Consider the following 18,957-nt stretch of genomic DNA (forward strand, 5'->3'; position numbering starts at 1 on the left):
AATTGCCCACGTAGCGAACGCGAGAATGCCGTTACACGTCGCTGGATTGGCGCTATGCGTGTTCTTCTGCGGCTGCCAAACGGCTGCGAAACAGCAGCTTGCCGCTATTGCTCGATTTGACGAAGGTAAACCGCAACAAGCCGTCGAAGCATTGACGCTGGCTGCCGAAAAACGCGGCGCAGAATTGGAGATCATCGCGGTCGATCGCGGCATCGCTGCGCTAATGGCTGGTGATGCGGCGTCAAGCGAAACGCTGCTCCGAAAAACTCGGGAGCAGATGGATTTCCTGCGTCAAAAGGACGTGCGTGAACAGACTCAGGCGGTCCTCACTGACGATAAAGCCATCGCGTGGGCTGGTCGCGAATTCGAACAACGGATGGTGGACAACCTGCTGGTCCTATCCAGTTTGATGAACGATCGCGGCGATGCATTCGCCTATGCGACTCAGGTTATGAACCACGTTGCCGACGAAGGCGCAACGCTGGCGGAAAATAGCACTGGTGGCGAAGTCGTCGCCGTGTCGCATTCGGATTCGACCGCGCCGACCGCCACCGTACCGAGTTCCTCAGTGCTGCCAGCGACTCCGCCACCGCCGCCGGAACGACTGGCTGCCAACGCACTGTCTGCATATCTATCGGCAGTTGTGCATTCCGAAAACGCGATGGACAGCGACGTCACCAACCGTGCGTTGCAGCAAGTGGCATATTGGCAGCCGGATGCTGTTGCTGTGAGCGCTACACAGCAGCTTCAAAATCCTGTTGTCATGACCGAATTCGGGACTCAAACATCGAAGGGGCACGGCACGGTTCATGTGATCGTGTTTGCCGGGCGTGTGACTAATTGGACGTCCGAAACGGCTGCTCCCACGTCGGCTGCTCTGCTGCTGGCGGATCAAATTCTGAGTGCCGTGGGGGATCATTCCGTTCCGCCAACGATCGCTCCAGTGAAAATCGCGAGACCCGTTCATCGAGGGCGTCTGCATCCGTTCTCTACGGAAGTTCGTTTTCCAGGTCCTGACGAAAAAGGAATGCGTCTGACAGCAAAAACGATTGTCGACCTCAATCAGGTTGCGTGGGCTTCTTACGAACACAATCGCGACCAGCAACTGGCGCGGGCGGTGGCTCGCCGCATTGTGAAGAAGGGGGCTGTTTACGCGGCCAAGGATCAACTGGCGATCACGGGCGACAGCGGTGCTGACCTTCTGCTAAATCTGGGAGGCATCGCGTGGGAGGCTTTGGAGAAAGCTGACACCCGCCACGTCCATCTACTGCCGGAACGCATTGAAGTCGCTCAGGCGTCGCTTCCTGCAGGCGACCATGATGTCGAAATCGGTAGCTCCACCATTCTGGCATTTCGCCACCTACCGACTTCCGCATCGACTCAGACAGTTCGAGTCCACGTTGAAGACGGTCGCAACACGTTCATCCTGTGCTTCCGACCGTCGGACAAATCCGGCGAGCAGGTGATTGTGACATCAAAATAAAAGAAGCCTGGCTTTGGGGAAAGCCCGGCTTCGAAGTGCACCCAGGATTGCTTGTCGTGGAACTCTAATTGGTAATCGTTCCAGTCACGTGAAACCGCAGCGGTTCCGGACGGCCGTCAATCTGTACGACCAATTCTTCATCAAATCGACCCGGACGATCAGGAGCGTTGAATTCGATTGGCACTACGTGAACTTTTTGCTCGCGAGGTACCAGTGTGGCTTTGAAACAATCTTCCATTCCCGCACAGTCAACCGTCTTGATCTGGAACGGTTTCTTGCCTTTGACCACGACCTGCACGCGAGCCGTCTGTCCAGGTGCCATTGGTCGCACAGCAACGGTTGCTGGAGTGACGGAGAAGTCAGGAACGACGACACCTTCCACCATCAACGGGACGTAAGGGTTTTTGACATCGTTTGTGACGATTGTCACGACGTCTCGCAGGCGGCCAGGTTTGGCGTCTTTGCTAAGCGTCATTGTCAGCGTGTGCTTTAGCAGCCCGCCGTTGCGTTCGGGGGCACTAAGAACGCCTTTCAGGTTCTTATTCGCGATCTTGATGTCCTTAATGTCCCAATCTGGTCGTCCTGCGTATTCAATGACGATCACGGCTTTGCCTTCGTTTCCTACTTCGACATCGCCGAAGCCAATGTAGCCTGGCTTGAATACGACATCGGTTCGAATGTAGGCAGTGATTGGGATGCGAACTTCTGTGTAGCGCGGGCTGTCGAACTTGACGATCAGTTTTGAGTCTTTGCGGCGTTGGAACTTCTGAGTGTTCATTTTGACTTCGATTGAAGTCTTTTCGCCGGGTTGCAGAGTCTGCTTGCCGGCAGTCGCGGCTGAGCAACCGCAGGTGGTACTGACGCTGGCAATGTGCACTATATCATTGTGCACGTTCGTGATTTCAACAAACTTCTTCGCTTCAGAACCGGTCGCGATGACGCCGAAGTCGATCTTTTTCGATTCGACCATTTGCTCGGCCCACGGGTCAGCCGTGGCCGTTCCAGTGCATGCAGAAACAAAGAGTGCGAACAGAATTGGTCGAGTGATAGCGTTCATTTCGATACCCACATTCGCCGTTAGGGCGTTTTCTGAAAGTTGAAAATGCGAGAGAGTCCGGAGTGTGGCTCAGGAGGAGGGATTATCTACATCTACCGCCGGAAAGAACAGTCTCTTCGCCACACGTTTTTCTGCAGCCTGTCATTCCCAACTCTGGTTGGCCCTGATGCAATGCAGCATCGGCGCGTTTCATGCGACGCGTGAAAGATGATTCTGCAGCAGCCACGATCCCCTGAATTTTGAAGACTCGAAGCCTTATCGAACCCGAATCTGTAGCATTTCGGACTTTCCGACAACACAAAACATGCTGAAGAACACCCATGTTCCGGATTGAGCGAATATTCGCGCAGCGTTACGCAGTTTGTCTATTTTTCGGTAGCGCGGCGGTCGGCCGGGCGTGGCGTCTCTGCCTACGGCGGCCGGAACCCCTGAGTGTGGCAACGATTTCGCGCAGCAGAGGGCGCTGTTTGGGAAGAACTCAAAGCTTGGACACAGACGAAGCTAGCGGACGGTCCGTTTTCGGGCCAGCAACCAGTGGGCAGGACTTCGTGCGTTTGATTTCCGAAGTTCTTGGTGTGGAACGACTTGCGTGTTCCTGCCTACCGCCCGAGTTGCGTGCAGACTAGCGAGACAGCTTCACGTGGCGTCGCTTCAGTTTGCGAGCTTTTGAGCTGGCAGGTCGCCGACCGTGATTGGCTTTGGTAAGTTTTCGATTGGTCTTGGCCATCGGAATTTGTCGCTATGATAAATAGTGGTAGAGCCGTGCAGCTCTCGGATTTTTCAGGATATTCGGCCGGTTTGGTAAGTCGATCAGCCTGCCAGTTTATCGGACGAGACCTCCGAACCGCGGAGAATTCTCGTCAGCAGCACGGTACAGTATCGACGGCAGGTCGCTGCGGAAAGCCCCAACCTTCTCGGTTTCTTGAATTCTCGCACAGTTTTATAGCGCCCCGGCACCATACATGACACAGAAAATCGTTTTTTTTGATATCGACGGCACACTGCTGCACACGGGCGGAGCCGGTCAGCGAGCGTTGGGTTTGGCGCTGGTTGAGGGGTTTCAGGTGGACTTCCCGTTCGAAGGCGTCCTGACCGCCGGCCGGACCGATCGTGGCATCACAGACGAGATTTTTCAGCGCCACGGTGTTGAGAACTCAGACGCCAATCGTCGTCGGTTCCGTGACGCTTATCTGGCTCATCTGCCCGACGCGCTATCCGATTCGCCTGGGCGGCTATTGCCCTGTGTTCGGGAGTTGCTGGAACAGCTCGCGGGCGAGAAACACGTCACGTTGTCGCTGCTGACCGGGAATTATGCCGAAGGAGCCTGGATCAAGTTGCGGCACTTTCAATTGGACGACTACTTTCGCCGCGACGGATTGAACTTTAAGCATGGCGGATTTGGCGATGATCATGCCGAACGAGACGACGTGGCTCGGTTTGCCCTAACGACTGCGTCGACTTACGTAAAGCGAAGACTGGCAGGTGTGGACACGATGGTCATCGGTGACACGCCGGCCGATATCCAGTGTGCTCGAGCGATCGATGCCACCGCGGTCGCTGTGGCAACCGGCACGTACACGGTCGATGAACTTCGACCGCACGCTCCCGATCATGTGTTCGAGGACTTTTCTGATACAGACCACACGACTCAAAGAATTCTCGAATTGCTATGACGCTGGAATCAGTTGAGCCACAATCGGCAGTGGAGCCCGATTCAACCGTCACTGCGCAGCGGCGTGATCGTCGAAACTGGGTATGGCTGCTGGTCCACGTCCTCGTTTACCTTCCTCTGCGGTTTTGGTGTCGGACACGCGTGATCGGGCGCGAGCATCTCGACCCGACGCGGGGCGGCGTGTTGTTGGTGAACCACCAGAGCTACCTGGACCCATTATTCGTGGGCGTTCGGCTGACGCGGCCGGTGTCGTATCTGGCTCGCGATTCGCTGTTCAAGGTGCCGATGCTGGGGTGGCTATGTCGCAGCACATTTGTGATCCCGATCAGTCGCACCGCGTTTCGTGGTAGCAGTATTCGAGCCGCACTGGAAAGACTCGAGCGAGGCTTCCTTGTCGGAATTTACCCCGAAGGAACTCGATCGGCCGGCGAACCACAAAAATTCCGCCCCGGGTTTCTGTCGTTGGTGCGGCGAACTGATTTGCCCGTTTACCCCGTGGCGATTGTGGGGGCCGATAAAGTGCTGCCCAAAGGAGCATGGTTTGTGCGGCCGGCGAAAGTCACCGTGGTTTACGGCGAACCGTTGACTGACGAAGAGCGGTCGATTCTGAATAATAGTGGCGATGACAAAGCGATGGCCGAAATGATGCGTCAACAAGTGCTGGACGCATATCGTTGCGCTGCTAAGGGTGACGGCTAAGACTGAAAACTGAAAAGGCGAGGCATGGAACTTTCGCTGTTCAAACGCGAACTGATCGAACTCGCTCAGCGAAAGCGGACGTACGGGCTGCGGTGCCTTGTCTGGCTTGTGTTCCTGATCGTGTTTCTGATTGCTTACATCGATCTCACCACCTACGCCGCCAACATGTTGCAGATGCTGGGACGCGGCAACCAGATCACGGAAGCGTTGTTCATCACACTGATTCTGACGATCTATGTGTTGAACCCGATCATGGCGTGCACAGCCATTACGTCGGAAAAAGAAAAGCAAACGCTGGGCCTGTTGATCGTTTCCAAGCTGACTCCCACGTCCATTGTGGTGGAGAAGATTGCGTCGCGAATGTTACCGCTGGTGTCGCTGCTGCTGGTGTCGGCTCCCTTGTTTGCGGTCGCTTACCTGTTTGGCGGTGTCACGTTCACTCACACATTGGTCGGCCTGTTCATTTTGTTCTCAACAATTCTGCAGGTGACGACCATCGCCGTGTTTTGTTCGGCTTTGTTTGAATCCGGCATCGCCGCGTTTTGGGGTACGTATCTGCTGCTGGGGCTACTGTATTTTACGTTGCCAATGATGCGAGAGTTTCATTTGATTCGGATCGACTTTGGAAGTCTGCCCGATGAAGAATTCATGTTCTTCCCGATCTACCAACTCGCGATATTGATGAACACGGGGCAAAGTTACAGCGACATCTTGTTACTGACGCTTCCCAATTTTATTGTCACGATAGTGTTTGCCTTTGCCGCTCGCTGGGCAGTTGTGAAGTTCAGTTTCGGAAGCGCGTTTGCGTTTGCGAAACAGGCAAACGTGGTCAGAAAGGAAGTCGCCCACTGGTTGCGGCAGCTGTGGGAAAATCGACCTCGGTCGCTGACGATCGTGTGGCCCAATCAGCCGATGCCGGAAGTGGAAGCAGCGAAGCCGGTCGCATCTCCTGCTTCGCTTCAGCCGGATCCACGTATGGAATCACGGTGCGAAGATTCTGCCCGGCAGGCTCATGAAACGACGCTGCAGCAATCATGGCTGTTGCAGCGAGGACGGCCGATTGCCTGGCGAGAACTACGGGGCAAGCTGGTCAGCAGTCGAATGCTTCAGGTTTCCTGCTTGGCCGGACTGTTGTTGTTCGAACTATCGTGGATGGCCAACCAGCAGCATGACACAGAAGAAATTTCGGCCGTCGTTTCGATCGGACTGCTGATCGTCGCCGTGCTGCTTGTGCTTGGTTTCAGTTGCCGATTGTTCGCGACAGAACGAGAACGGCAGACGCTTGATTCGCTGCTGGTTGCTCCGCTGACGAACACTGAATTGCTGCGGCAAAAGTTGGCGGGAGTCAATCGACTGATCGTGTTGCTGCTCGTCCCGCTGTTCGTGCTCGGCGTGATCAACATGCTCAACGCCGATATCGATTATGGCTATCCCGAATGGACAATCGGCGGCGTCACTGGACGTGGGGCTCTAAGAAATCGAACTCGGTTGATCCCAGGCCAGTTTGTGTGGTTCTGGCACGGATGCCTGTTTCTGACGTGCATTGTCGGTTCCGCGTTTATCTACCTGAACCTGGCGAAGTGGATTGCCATTTACTGGGGCTTGAAACTGAACACACAGATGAAAGCACTTCTGGCCAGCGTGCTCTGCGTGATCGCTCTATGCCTTGTCCCGATGATGACATGCCTGGGATACCTGTTTTGGACAGATGCCGATCCGGACAGCACGCCGCTTTTTTTCTTCAGTAGCCCCGCAATTATTGTGTGCATGAATGAGATCCATGAACTCTACTACGTCTACCGTCGAGGTTCGTTTCCGCCTTCTGACTGGCTGGTCGTGCTGACGAATTTTGCAATCTACGGCAGTCTTGCCCTGGCGCTTCGAACTGTCCTGTTGCGGCGTTTACCGAAACTGCTGAACCGTCCGGAACACGCTACGAAAGCGTTGACGTAGCTCAACGCGATACGCACCGCAGTCTGACTTCTGAATTCCAACTATTGCAGATTTCATTCTGTTGGCTGTCATGACGCGCGGCAATTCGCCAGAATTCGTTCTGTTGACACCCTCCTTAATCCTACCTTGACCCTCCGCGTTCTTACGTCCAGCCTGTCAGGAATCTTCTCATGCCACTTTGTAGTTTACTTCGCACGTTCGCCGCTGCCATCGTTTGCCTGGCCGGCACCGCGTCGCTTACCGTCGCCCAGGACAGGCCGCCTCAGGGCGTGGCACCGGGGGTTGAGAAGCCCTTGCGCATTTCTCCGCGACCGGGCAACGGCCGCAACAGTGAAGGCGATTTCATTCAGCTGAAGGATGGTCGCCTGATGCTGATTTACACGAAGTTTATCGGCAAAGGTGATCATGCTCCTGCCGACCTCGCGGCTCGGTATTCTTCTGATGGCGGGAAAACGTGGACGACAGATGACGTTGAAGTGTTGGCTCGCGAAGAAGGTGAAGCGAATCTGATGTCGGTCTCGCTGCTGCGACTGCAGGACGACCGCATCGCGCTGTTCTACATAATGAAGTACCCCAATCCGGCTGGCGTTGGATACGAATATCTGGACCACCTGCTGATGCGCACAAGCACGGATGAAGGCAAGACATGGTCCAGCCCGGTTTATATGACTCCAAAGGATGAGCCCGCGTATCGCGTTTTGAACAACGACCGAGTGATCCAGCTAAAGAGCGGTCGATTGGTCGTGCCCGTGGCAACTCATTACCTGCCCGGCTGGAAGACGATGCGTCCTTCCGCTCAGATCCACTGCTACCTGTCGGACGACGCCGGGGAAACCTGGCGAGCCAGCCGCAGCACTCTGGAATCAGAATTGTTGGTGCAGGAACCAGGTGTGGTGGAGCTTAAGGACGGGCGCCTCATGATGTTCTGCCGCAGCCGCGATTGCGAGGTTGTTACGTATTCTGAAGACGGCGGTGAGACGTGGTCAAAGTTAAAGAAATCCAATATCCCTCAACCCACTCCGTCTCCGGCAACCATCGAACGCATTCCATCAACGGGAGACCTGCTGTTGGTGTGGAACAACGGTGACGATCCAGCGGCCAAAGCGAAACCCATCGGCCGTCGCCCGTTCACTGCGGCCATTTCCAGCGACGATGGAGCCACGTGGAAGCATGTCAAAAATATCGGCACGGATCCGGATGGCTGGTACTGCTACACAGCGATGCAATTTGCCGGTGATCACGTCGTGCTGGGGCACTGCGAGTACCCGCGTCTGAACTCACTGCAGATCACTCGCTTCCCAGTGAAGTGGCTGTACGAAGCAGCGAAGGAAGATTGACGGATCCGGATCCCCGAATCGTAGGTCAGGCTCCTGCCTGACTTCGCTGCTTGGTTGTATGTCGCGGCGGAAGCCTACTCTGGCAGGATACTGCGGCATTGCGTTCGTTTGCGATTGACCAGAACGGGGCCGAAGCACGTAGCCGTGGGTGGCAGCCCACCGAGAACGCAGCCCGGAGGGCGAAACAAGAATTGCCGGTGGCGTGAGCCACCGAGTGAGTGAGAGCGAGTGCCATAGCCTGGAGGGCGACGCATGCCTGGACTTGCTGTCGATTGTGTCGCCCTCCGGGCTTGCTGAGCAGGGTTCCTTTATCCGGTGGCTGACGCCACCGGCAGGTCCTGTACCGCCCTCCGGGCTCTGAACGGCATTCCCCTTTGGAACGAACATTGCGAGAAAGTAGACACGTGCCCCCCTCCAAAACAAAATCACACGCCAGCGCTAGTCGCAGGTGATTTCTGGGAAGCGCGTTCCGGCATGCTGAGGTACGCCCAAACGCCGAGGACCGACCAGACGACGATCATCGGTGTGAAGCAACGATAAAAGGTCGCTACACCTTTTTGTCCAGCCAGGTTGTCCGGCATAAAGACGTCCGCAACAACGATCGAGGCAAGGCACGCAAGGACGACGGATGCGCTCACGCACATAAATGCAATGGCCTGCGGCCGAGTCTTGAATGGGTTCATCTTATCCCTTTCGTCGGAGTGAGTTTGATTTCAGGATTGTAGGTCAAGCCCCTGCCTGATTTACCTGCCTGTTGGTGTGTCGTTGCTGCTGGAGACATCACGAGGTCTAACAAGTCCGAACCCGATCGATGCGAACGCGACTGCGTAGACGGATTGCTTAACGAGCCATTGTGTTGTGCGATCAGGCGAACCTTGCCAGAGTAAAACAGCGAGCCCGACCACCTTGAGCGTGGCGAGGTGGAGAAGTATTACACCGCCGACCATGCGGACTGATGACATGACGCCTCCTGTGCCAAAATGAATCGCAATGTACGTGACCGCGGGCATTCCAATGTATACCGCACCTTATTAATTTATCGGTCGGCCTCTGCTGACACAAATATTACCGTGGCAAATCGCTTGTTGAAAATGGCTGGGTTCCCGATGTGCAGCAGTTTGGAATCGTAGCTCACTTCGCATCAGCCTTGCTGGTTTTGTTGTGCGCCACGGCGGACGGAAGCTGGTCCTGTCCGAACTGGCCTCACAGACTGATCATGTTTTGTTCCTCAAGCGGAGAAACAATCGGAGGGCTCCGCTATACTTGCGGCCTTACATCTGCGTATTAATTTTTTTCGTCAAGCGCCGCCTATTCGCAGTCGGGGCATGACTCTTATCGAAAGTGAATCATGGGTTGTCTGAAGAACAAAGTGGCGATTGTGACCGGGGCTGGTACGGGGATCGGGCGTGCGGCCGCGAAACTGCTGGCGGCAGATGGAGCGAAGGTTGTGCTGGTTGGCCGGCGAGCGGAGCCGTTGAATTCCGTTGTTAAAGAAATTACCGACGCTGGTGGTGAAGCGGTCGCTCATCCAGCCGATCTGGTTGATGGCGAGCAGGCCGCAGGCGTGGCTGAATTCACGTTGAAGACGTTCGGCCAGGTTGACATTCTGGTTAACAACGCGGGCTTTTCTTCGAAGGTGCGGTCTGTCAAATATGTACAGCCGGACGAATGGGAGGCGGTTTTCAAGGTGAACGTGGAAGCCGTCTACCGGCTGACTCAGGCTTGCCTGCCCGACATGCTGTCGCGCGGTGAAGGCACCATCATCACGACATCTTCGATGGCCGCATTGAAGCCGGGCGTGCTGGGCGGGTCGCCGTATTCGGCGGCCAAGGCGGCGTCGCTTAATTTTTCCAATGGACTGAACAGCGAATTGCGAGCTTCCGGCATTCGAGCAACCGCGATTATACCGGCGGAAGTCAACACGCCGATTCTGGATGGCCGCCCCGCTCCGCCCGACGATGAGGCTCGAAAGATCATGATGCAGCCGGAAGACGTGGCTCGCTGTATCCACCTTGCCGCAACGTTGCCGGTTCGAACGGTGATTGAAGAAATCGTCGTGTCGCCCACGATTCCCCGTGACATGTCGGCCGAAATGGAAATCGCCAGCAAGGCCGGCGCGCCGTCGTAGCGCTGGTTTTACCTGGCAAGAAAACAAGTGACGTGTTGCCGCCAATCGCGCCGGCGGCCGATGCAATTCTTAACGAATACCCCTCCCGCAATTTATTGTGGGAGGGGTCGATCGAGCGAAGCAAGATCGGGGGAGGGGCATCCAGCGCGTGAAGCGCGTTTCTGCTCACAGGCTTTCCGTTCGCACGGCCCCCTCCCGGACGTTGCTTCGCTCGTCTGACCTCCCCCCAACGGCTTCGCCTGGGGGAGGTTGAATTTCAGGCGTCCACGATTGACTCCTGATCCATCAACGGCACAAGCTGTTCGGCGTTCTTAGTTGGCCAGAAACCGCAGGCACCAGTCGGCGATTGAGACGTCGTCTTTGACGTCGAAGAGCACGGCGTTTGCACCAGCTTCCAACAACACGGGCAGCAGGTCGCGGTGGGCGGACTCGGCGACGATTAGAATCGGTCGCTGGCGTGGCAGGCGAGCCAACCGGCCGAGGATGCCCAGACATTCGCGTTCGAGGCCTGTCAGGAACAGGACGAAGCCGACGGTGCTGCGAACTTCGGCCAGCATGATGACGTCTCGCGCGGCATGGCACGCTTCAAAGACTGGGGTGGCTCGAGTTTGCGGATCAGTCACAGCCAGTCGTTCGTGCACCTCGGCCGAGATTGCGGGTGTCCAGAGATTGGTCGGTTCAAACACGACGAAGCGGTTTGTTGACCAATCGGGCAGGTAGTCTTTGGCCGATGGCAATGGGCGAGGAAGTTCAATCACGCGATTCGACCTCATAAATTCACACATCGCGTTTTCACAGGGGGCGCTCGGTCTGTTAGGCTTCGGGTTTCCCTGGAAGGTCCGTCATCCATCACACGTCGCACCATCACCATGAAACGACTACTTCACATCATACTGATTTCCGTTGTCACAGCCACGTACCTTCAACCCGCCTGCGCCGACGAGGTCAACGTTCCGGACGCGGCACTCAAGGACGTGTTGCAGCAGATTTTGAAACGTAAAGGTGTCGACAAGGAAACTCTGGAAGCGGAAGATCTTGCGACGATCAACTATCTAAATGGCCGCGGTCGAAATATCGCCGATCTGGCCGGGCTGGAACACTGCGTGGAGCTGCAGGAAGTTCGTCTGGACGACAACAAGATCAAAGACGTCACTCCTTTGGCGGCGTGCGTGAAGATGAAATCTCTGGACCTGTCGTCGAATCAAATTGCGTCCATCGAACCGCTGAAGTCGCTGGAGGAATTGCGTTACCTCAACATCGAAGGCAACGCCGTGCAGAAAATCGATTGCGTGAAATCGATGGATGGGCTGACTTCGTTGTTCGCCAGCAGCAATCGCATCGCCGACATCAGTCCACTAAAAAACAGGATGCGACTGCATTCGTTGTATCTCGCGGGAAACAAAGTGGCGGATCTATCTGCCGTGTCGACCCTGAAAAGCCTGGCGTCGCTGGATGTCCGAAAGAATGAGGTGGTTGATATCACGCCATTAAAATCATTGAAGCGACTTCGTTGGACGTTTTTGTCTGACAACAAAGTTGCTGATATCACGCCGCTGGCCGAGATGGCCGCGCGGGATAACGATCGTGAGTTCGCTCCGTATTGGCGAGTTTATCTGGAAGGCAACCCGCTGGCTGAGGACTCTGAGCAACAGATTCAGGCCTTGAAAACAGCGGGCGTCACCGTACGGTTGAAGAGTCCACCGCCGACACCGAAGCCTTCTGCGGCACCGCCGTCGCCAGACGCTCCTGAACCGGCGGAAGCAGAAAATGATGCGGAGTAAGGTCAGGTAATCCACGTGTCTGATACGGAAAATCCATTCGGCGACGATGCGTCGTCGCCTTCGCAAGGCCGCGATGAGAGCACTGGTCATCCGTTCGAGGTGACTCGAAATCCGGGCACGGCGGGCGTGCCTGCCGTTCGTGAGTTCACAACAGGTCGCATGCCGTGTGCCGAAGAGGAGGCTTTGGCAAAGTTGTCGTTTGAAACTCAACAGCGGCTGGCACAGGAGGCCTTTCGACGTCGCAAGTTGCGCCAGTATCGTACGTCGTTGATCTTGTTTCTGTTGACGTTGCTGAGCACCACGCTGGTCGGAGCCGATTATTGGCCGTTGGATATTCTGCCGGGCTTCTTCAACGTCGAAACGCAGCAAACGCTGCTGGAGCACTTCGAACGCACTTGGCCAACAGAAGGTACGCCGACGCTGGTGGATCGATTCTGGCAATCGATCAGAATGGGATGCACGTACAGTATTCCGTTGATGGCGATCTTGCTGTGCCACGAAATGGGACACTATCTGCAGGCCGTACGTTATCGAGTACCAGCGTCGTTTCCGTATTTCATTCCGCTGCCACTGCCGCCGCTGGGGACGATGGGAGCCGTCATTCTGCAGGGACGAGGTGCGGCGGATCGGAAGAAGATGTTCGACATCGCAGTGACGGGCCCGCTGGCCGGGCTGGTCGCGACCATTCCGATCCTGTACTTCGGCATTCAATCGTCCGGATACACGTCGGAAGTGATGCCGCGCGGATTTGCATTCGGACAACCGCTGCTGATTGAATGGCTGATCGAAGCGATTCACGGCCCGCCGGAAGCCGGCATGACCTTTCACTGGAACGGCTACGCAACGGCTGGCTGGGTGGGGGTGTTTATCACCGCGATGAACCTGCTGCCGATCGGTCAGCTTGATGGCGGGCACATTCTGTACACGCTGATCGGCCGGAAAGCTCACTTCGTGGCGTGGGGCCTGATTGTGGTGGCTGTATATGGCATGATTCGGATGGACATGTATTCGTACATCCTGCTGTTGATCCTGTTGACGCTCACCGGGCCCCGCCATCCGCCGACGGCCGACGACACTGTGCCTCTGGGCGCGATTCGCCATGTCATTGGTTGGGCGACACTGGCATTTCTACTGATCGGTTTCACGCTGCAGCCGATCATTGTGGCCGAAAAGCGTCCGGGGTTGGAACCGCCTGGGGTGATGCAAAAAGATGCGCCGCGCGACGGTGTTGCGGGAAACCGCAGAGGGGTTCGCATCTCGCCGCAAAACAGTCAGAACCGTGCCTGGCAAACCTTGATCAGGCGTTCTCACGGCGCTATAAACGACGGGTCGAATTTGGTCCGGTCCGGAAAGAATGGCTGATTGCGGTGAGTTTTATGACAACGAAGAGCGTGCCGGACTGGCGATCGCTGCTCGTTTTCTGCTCATCAGCGGTTATTTCGCCTGAACTGGACTGGCCCCCTGTCTTTGCCATCTAACTTGTCTTTCTGTTTAACCCAACTTCTAATTCACCCTGGGCGGGGTAGAATGGTTAGGTTTGGCTAAGCGGTAGGTTCGGTGCTGGCTCACAGTTTGGTGAAGATCGGTCGCTGTCAATTCGAGATTCAGAAGCTTTCAAAAGCCTGTGTTGCAGGAAAGGTGTGGAATGCAAAGCGTTAAGAAGACTTTGACGTGCGTGATTGCGGTGGCGATGTCCGTCGCGATCGGCGAGTTGGCGAAGGCTCAAAGTTCCGGTAGTGCGAGCGATTTTCCGCCGCACGCCAAAGTGTTGGACGGGTTTACGAAGGTTGTCACAAAGGCCAACATCACTCCGATGTACACGTTGTACGTGCGGACCAAAGATGGCCAGATGTATGCAGAGTTGCCGCGAACATTCGCCACCAAGAAGTACTACATGGCGATGACGGTTGCCAGTGGCGGACCGTACGCCGGGCTGCACAACGCCGACAAGTATGTCTACTGGCGCCGCTACGATAAACGGCTGGCGTTGATCGAGCCCAACACAGAAACCCGAGCGACCGGCGACAAAGAAGCGGCGTCTTCTGTAAAGCGTCTGTTTACCGACAGACTCGTGCTGGATGTACCGATCGCGACTATCGGTCCCGGTGGCGGCCCCGTAATCGACATCGACCAAATGCTTGTGTCGAATTCCAGTCGCCTGTTCTCGCGTGATATGAGCGGCGACGGGATGATTGGCACTCAGGCACGCTACGGTATCTTTTCGATTGCCACGTCGAAAGCATTCAAGGAAAACGTCGAAATTGCGTTTGAAGTTCCAGGTCCTGACGGCACGCTGAAGAAGCTGCACTATTCAATCAGTGAGATCCCCGCTTCAACCGGTTATAAGCCACGCAAAGCCGATCAGCGAGTCGGCTTTTTTACGACCAGCTATTCTGACCTGGCGAAATACAACGACCAGGAGACTCGAGTTCGCTACATCAATCGCTGGCACCTCGAAAAAGCGGATCCCAAGCTACAGCTTAGTCCGCCGAAGAATCCTATCGTCTTTTACATCGAACACACGACGCCTGTGCGGTATCGTCGTTGGGTGAAAGACGGCATTCTGTCGTGGAACAAAGCATTCGAAAAAGTAGGTATCTCAGACGCGATCGAAGTCTACTATCAGGACGCCACTTCCGGCGCTCATATGGACAAAGACCCGGAAGATGTGAACTACAACTTTGTACGCTGGTTGAACAATGACGTTGGCACGGCGATTGGGCCAAGTCGAGTGAACCCGATGACCGGCCAGATTCTGGATGCGGACATCATTCTGACCGATGGCTGGATTCGTCACTATCAAAAGCAGTTCAACGAACAGCTTCCGAAAATTGCGATGGAAGGTTTCGGACCGGAAACGCTGGCGTGGCTGGCCGAACATCCGAGCTGGGATCCACGACTGCGTCTGGCTGCTCCTTCGCAACGCAATATGATCGCGGCACAGATTGCTTTGGAAAGTCGCAACGCGTTCGCCGGTCATGCGATTGGCAACGTTGACACATCGATGATTGGCGACGATATCTATGACGGGCTTGTGGGCCGCACCAGCCAGATTAACGGCATGTGTCTGGCCGCTGAAGGTATGTCGTTCGATTTGGCGTTGATGCAGATGACTTTGGCCAACGGGCTGCCGGATTTTTCTGCCGCGACTCCTGCACACGCGATTCATGGCGGTTGGAAGGGAACGGTTGGAGGACTCATGGCCGTCGGTCTCCCGATGGATTCCATGCCGTTCGAGTTGAATCTGCAGTACGGTGACGACAAGGTTCTTTCCGGTTCTGCCACTTTCGGCGGCCAGGAAGTCCCGTTGCAGAATCCTTCCTTCAAAGAAGACAGCAACGAATTTCTGGCGACTCTGACACCGGAACCCAAAGTTGAAGTGAAATTGGCAGGTAAGCTCGACGGCAAAGAGCTCGCTGGCGCATGGACTGTTATGACTGGCGAAGGCAAGACAACAGCGGGCAAATGGTCTGCCGCAAAAGTTGCCGCGCCATCGGACAATTCGCCGCACCCTGATCCGGCCAAAAAGTCTGACGATGAAAAGGCCGGTGGCGACAAGCCGAAGGCAGATGCAGATTCAGACAAGGACGAAAAAAGAGAAGATAAGGACAAGGACAAAGACGAAAAGAAAGATGACGACAAGGATAAGAAGCCGTCTGAACAACAGCTCGATGGTATGCCGGAATCGTTTGTCGGACCCCTGGTCGCTCACCTTGTCGCTCACGAAGTTGGCCACACGCTGGGCCTGCGTCACAACTTCAAGGCCTCCAGCATCTACTCGTTTGACGAAATCAACAGTGAAGACGTCAAGGGTAAAAAGCAGCAGGCTGGTTCTGTGATGGACTACATTGGCGTCAACATTAACGCCAAAAAAGGCGGTGTGCAGGGCGATTACTGTATGACGGGCATCGGTCCGTACGATTTCTGGGCCATCGAATATGGTTACACGTTCGGTGACACGAAGAAAGTGCTCGCTCGCGTTGCAGAACCTGAACTGACGTTCGGTACAGACGAAGACACCGGCGGACCAGACCCGTTGGCTCGCCGCTATGACTTCAGTAAGAACCCGCTGGATTACGCAGAAAATCAGATGGTGCTGGCTAAACATCATCGCGATCGGCTGCTGACCGACTTCGTTGAAGACGGTGATAGCTGGGATCGAGTTCGCTACGGTTACGAACTGACTCTGTCGCTGCAAACCCGAGTGGTTTCTATGATGGCGAACTGGGTCGGCGGAGCATTCGTGCATCGCGATAAAAAGGGCGATCCAAACGGTCGCAAGCCGGTGGAAGTTGTTCCGGTTGATCAGCAGCGAGCTGCTCTGGCATTTGTTGTTCAGAATTCCTTCAACGACAAAGCATTCGGCTTGTCGACGGAACTGACTCAGTCCATGGGCCTGGATAAGTGGATGGACGACCGTTCTTCGTTTAGCAGCGAAGCGACGTGGCCGATTCATGACCGCATCATGGGCATCCAGTCTTCTGCTTTAACGATGCTGATGAACCCCACGACGTTGAAGCGAGTCTACGACAACGAAGCTCGTGTTCCGCGAGATCAGGACAGCCTCACCCTGCCGGAACTGCTCGAAACGGTATCGGCCGAAGTGTGGAATGAGCTGGACGAAAAGGCGAACGGCAAGTTTACGCCGCGTAAGCCAATGATCTCCAGCCTGCGTCGCAACCTGCAACGTGAACACCTGGAACGGCTGATCGATTTGACGCTGCCCGGTGGCGGTTCTAATGCGGCTTCGCGAGCGATCTCGATGCTGGCGGCAGAAAACCTGAAGCAGATCGTTCGCAAGATCGACAACGCTCAGGGTTCGGCTGCCGATAAGCACGACGCGTACACGGCCGCACACCTGTCTCAGGCGAAGACTCGCATTGAGAAGGCTTTGGACGCCGACTACATCCTCAACCCCGGCAGCGGCGGGGGAGCGGGAGGGGCTCTGATGTTCCTGTTCGGTAACGAGCAACCGAAGCCTGCGAATTAAGTTCGCTTAGCAGGCGTTTTCAACCAACGGCCCTTCGAGATATTGACTTTCTCGAAGGGCCGTTTGCGTTCGGCTTCTGCAGGCGGAACGACTATGCTGCGGCACCCAATATCTGCATCCGTACGTCAGACTGAACGTGAAACCGCTTTCTTCCAGAACCCTGATCGCTTGCATCGCTGTGACGACGACTGTTGTCACGGCGTCCACTCTGCCGCTGGGCGTTGCCGGCGAATGGACCTGGACGCGGCACGTCTGGTTTCAGGGCGCTTACGATCTTGCCGATCGTATTGCTCCTGCCGTGCTGGTCGGACTGTTCTATTACGTTGTTGCCGCGTGGGGCAGACGCCGAATCGTTGCCTGGATTGCGGAATCGCAGGGGGATGACGCCAACGTCACAGATGACAGTGAATCGGCACTTCAAGCGTTTTCAGGAGATACCGCGTTTGCTGATAACGGGGAAGGTACTCGTCGTCCACTTCCTGCTGGCGGCTTAATAAAGCTGTCCGGTTTGTATATGGTTTTGATGGCTGCCGCGTATTGCTGGCTTCTCGCGGCGCAGCACAGTGCGCCGATGATCCATCGTGACGTGAAGCCACTGTGGGTGTTGTATGATCCGGGATCGTCGGGCTATTTTCTGGAGGCGGCATTCCACATGGATTCTGTGGACGCGTTTCTTGAGGAATACGAAGAACGCATGCAGCAAGGAGACGTGTTGCACGTGGGCACTCATCCGCCGGGCCTGTTTTTGCTGGCCAAAGCGTGCCTGACCGCTTGTGAATCTTCGCCGCTGATGGTGACATGCCTCGAAACGATCCGTTCTCAAACGCAGGCGGACGCCTTCCGATATGTCGAATCCGAAGCCCGATTTGGTCCAAAACTTCTACCAACGCAATTAGCCGCGCTGCAGTTGCTAAGCCTGCTTTCCACGTTGGCTGTTGTGCTGACGATCATTCCGCTGGCGGTTTTGTCCAACTGGTTGGTGGGGCGACAAACGGCGTGGATGGTCACTTGCCTGTGGCCCACGCTGCCTTGTCTTGCGATTTTTCTGCCAAAGTCTGACCTGCTGTTTCCGTTGACGTGCACGATTGTGCTGGCGCTTGCCGTGCCGCTCCGAAGTCATTGGAAATCAGGAGCGTGCGCCGTGCTGGCGGGAATGACGCTGTTTGTTGGCTTGACGCTTAGCCTTGCCCACCTACCTGTGATCGCGTTGTTGGGGGCTTATGTCGCGTTTCATGCGATCCGGACGCGCGGGGCAGCGTTGCTGGCGGATGCGTCTCGAATGATTTTGATGCTGGCGACAACAGTCGTTGCGGCGCTGATCTTTAGTCGCTGGGCCAACTGCGACATCTTCGGCATCTGGAAATGGAACCTAACCAATCATGAAGCTTTCTATGGCCAGCATTCACGGACCTACGGAAAGTGGCTACTGGTCAATCCAGCGGAACTCGCGTTCGCCGTCGGGTTGCCCGTCTTTGTGGCAGCCGTACTCGCTTTCCGGCACAGCGCGGTCGCTTTGATTCGTCGTCATTCGGCCGGTTTGAAATCAGCCGAAGCGTTCTGTGCCGCCGCGATGGTAACGATTGCGGTTCTGTGGCTGTCCGGAAAGAACCAGGGCGAAGCAGCTCGACTGTGGTGCTTTCTCACGCCATGGCTGCTGATCGCGGTTGGCCTTTGGCTGCGACATCAGCCGCGACCAGACCAGTCTTCACAGTGGCAACGACTTCTGTTGGTACAACTGCTTTTGTGCCTGGTGGTGGTGTCGCAGGTCAGCGGATTTCTTTTCTGATGAATCGAGCGCCATAGACTGTTTTAGTGCCCACATTGGTAATGCCCCAAAGGTCGCTCTCAAGACCTACT

Annotated in this window: 14 protein-coding genes; 10 read left to right on the forward strand and 4 right to left on the reverse strand. The window is 55.8% G+C overall.

Annotated elements, in window-relative coordinates:
• The first annotated feature begins 25 nt into the window (after positions 1-25).
• Positions 26-1,483 (forward strand): COG3014 family protein, encoded by a 1,458-nt coding sequence (locus tag Fuma_RS32575; protein WP_077027794.1) that lies wholly within the window; start codon positions 26-28, stop codon positions 1,481-1,483.
• A gap of 64 nt (positions 1,484-1,547) precedes the next feature.
• On the opposite strand, the gene Fuma_RS32580 is transcribed toward Fuma_RS32575, so the two are convergent.
• Positions 1,548-2,540 carry a DUF1573 domain-containing protein gene (locus Fuma_RS32580; RefSeq protein ID WP_077027795.1) on the reverse strand — a complete coding sequence of 331 codons (993 nt, stop codon included), beginning with the start codon at positions 2,538-2,540 and terminating at the stop codon, positions 1,548-1,550.
• A 622-nt stretch (positions 2,541-3,162) separates the two neighbouring features.
• Positions 3,163-3,267, reverse strand: a complete 105-nt coding sequence (locus Fuma_RS36960) for a 50S ribosomal protein bL37 (protein WP_414655185.1) — start codon at positions 3,265-3,267, stop codon at positions 3,163-3,165.
• Positions 3,268-3,502: 235 nt separating this feature from the next.
• On the opposite strand from Fuma_RS36960, the gene Fuma_RS32585 reads away from it, so the two are divergent.
• The 4 genes from Fuma_RS32585 (at position 3,503) to Fuma_RS32600 (ending at position 8,201) form a co-directional block, all read left to right on the forward strand.
• Entirely contained in the window at positions 3,503-4,213 is a 711-nt protein-coding gene (locus Fuma_RS32585) for an HAD family hydrolase (protein ID WP_077027796.1), read from the forward strand.
• On the forward strand, positions 4,210-4,911 hold the full coding sequence (locus Fuma_RS32590) for a lysophospholipid acyltransferase family protein (RefSeq protein WP_077027797.1): 702 nt from the start codon (positions 4,210-4,212) through the stop codon (positions 4,909-4,911). The genes Fuma_RS32585 and Fuma_RS32590 overlap by 4 nt, the downstream gene beginning before the upstream one ends.
• 24 nt (positions 4,912-4,935) lie before the next feature.
• Positions 4,936-6,864, forward strand: coding sequence for an ABC transporter permease (locus Fuma_RS32595; RefSeq protein WP_077027798.1), 1,929 nt, complete (start codon positions 4,936-4,938; stop codon positions 6,862-6,864).
• Between the two features lie 170 nt (positions 6,865-7,034).
• Positions 7,035-8,201, forward strand: a complete 1,167-nt coding sequence (locus Fuma_RS32600; RefSeq protein ID WP_077027799.1) for a sialidase family protein — start codon at positions 7,035-7,037, stop codon at positions 8,199-8,201.
• A gap of 425 nt (positions 8,202-8,626) precedes the next feature.
• On the opposite strand, the gene Fuma_RS32605 is transcribed toward Fuma_RS32600, so the two are convergent.
• Complete coding sequence (locus Fuma_RS32605; RefSeq protein WP_077027800.1) at positions 8,627-8,884, reverse strand: hypothetical protein; 258 nt, start codon at positions 8,882-8,884, stop codon at positions 8,627-8,629.
• A gap of 665 nt (positions 8,885-9,549) precedes the next feature.
• Here Fuma_RS32605 and Fuma_RS32615 point away from each other — a divergent pair.
• Positions 9,550-10,329, forward strand: a complete 780-nt coding sequence (locus Fuma_RS32615; RefSeq protein ID WP_077027802.1) for an SDR family oxidoreductase — start codon at positions 9,550-9,552, stop codon at positions 10,327-10,329.
• A gap of 311 nt (positions 10,330-10,640) precedes the next feature.
• Here Fuma_RS32615 and Fuma_RS32620 read toward each other — a convergent pair whose 3' ends face one another.
• Positions 10,641-11,087, reverse strand: coding sequence for a hypothetical protein (locus tag Fuma_RS32620; protein ID WP_145944498.1), 447 nt, complete (start codon positions 11,085-11,087; stop codon positions 10,641-10,643).
• A gap of 111 nt (positions 11,088-11,198) precedes the next feature.
• On the opposite strand from Fuma_RS32620, the gene Fuma_RS32625 reads away from it, so the two are divergent.
• From Fuma_RS32625 to Fuma_RS32640, 4 genes are all read left to right on the forward strand, one after another.
• Entirely contained in the window at positions 11,199-12,110 is a 912-nt protein-coding gene (locus tag Fuma_RS32625; protein WP_077027804.1) for a leucine-rich repeat domain-containing protein, read from the forward strand.
• A 15-nt stretch (positions 12,111-12,125) separates the two neighbouring features.
• A complete protein-coding gene (locus tag Fuma_RS32630; protein ID WP_077027805.1) occupies positions 12,126-13,472 on the forward strand; it encodes a site-2 protease family protein in 1,347 nt (448 codons plus the stop codon).
• A 283-nt stretch (positions 13,473-13,755) separates the two neighbouring features.
• Positions 13,756-17,100 (forward strand): zinc-dependent metalloprotease, encoded by a 3,345-nt coding sequence (locus Fuma_RS32635; RefSeq protein WP_077027806.1) that lies wholly within the window; start codon positions 13,756-13,758, stop codon positions 17,098-17,100.
• A gap of 178 nt (positions 17,101-17,278) precedes the next feature.
• On the forward strand, positions 17,279-18,886 hold the full coding sequence (locus Fuma_RS32640) for a hypothetical protein (RefSeq protein WP_145944499.1): 1,608 nt from the start codon (positions 17,279-17,281) through the stop codon (positions 18,884-18,886).
• Positions 18,887-18,957: the final 71 nt, after the last annotated feature.

Source organism: Fuerstiella marisgermanici, assembly GCF_001983935.1.
Lineage (GTDB): Bacteria > Planctomycetota > Planctomycetia > Planctomycetales > Planctomycetaceae > Fuerstiella > Fuerstiella marisgermanici.